The following is a 764-nucleotide window of genomic DNA, read 5'->3' on the forward strand; positions in this document are numbered from 1 at the left end:
GCTGCCGACAAAAGGATCAATGCTTTGAAGAACGCGCGAGAAGGGCTGCCTCGGTCCGCAATCTGCCAAAGACCTTCCCACGCCTCATGTGCTTCCCAGTAATACCCGTGATTGAAAAGGCCGAAGCCCCAGAGGAATGGATCTGAGCCAATCGCCGCATCCGTGGCGACCAGCATCGGCTCGACGAGATAACTATGTCCAGCGGGATCGCGCGCGGGATGCGGCTGCCTGCCCGGCAAGTACGCATAGGCTGGAAAGCTCTTTTCCGGCAGGTGCCGGGGACGCGAATTCGGAGCAATGGCCACAAAGCATGATATCACATGGATGGTCGCGGCTCGGATACGAAGTTTCCTATATGCGCGGCGGTTGGCGACAATGCGCAGAAGGCGGTCACATTCACTGAGAAATGAAACTCAGTTAAGATTGCTCCATTGGAGAAAGGTTCTCTGGGCCCGCATTGACGGCGTTAAGTCAGCGGGTAGTGGTGATGAAGTCGGTGGATACGATTGCCCGAGCCCGGCGCGCCTCCATGTGGATCGTCGCCCAAGCGAAGGCTTTGCAGCCTCGGCTACGAGGGGCTATGACCCTGATGGTGTTGCCAAGGCGCCTTCTGGGCGATAAACGCCAGCGCCGTACAGGAATTGGCGGCGTATCGCAGGCGCCTTTTCGACAATGATGCTCACAAGGAAGCAAGATGAGGCGTCAAACGCGACCATTCATCCTGGAAGTCAAGCGGAAGCGGGGTATTCAAAAACAATCCCGGT

At 57.3% G+C, this 764-nt stretch carries 1 protein-coding gene; it reads right to left on the reverse strand.

Going from position 1 to position 764, the window contains the following annotated elements:
* On the reverse strand, positions 1–305 hold a 305-nt coding region (locus tag ACWGTO_RS33670), incomplete at its 3' end, for a DUF309 domain-containing protein (protein WP_454578978.1).
* Between the last annotated feature and the right edge of the window lie 459 nt (positions 306–764).

This window comes from Mesorhizobium sp. PL10, assembly GCF_053714315.1.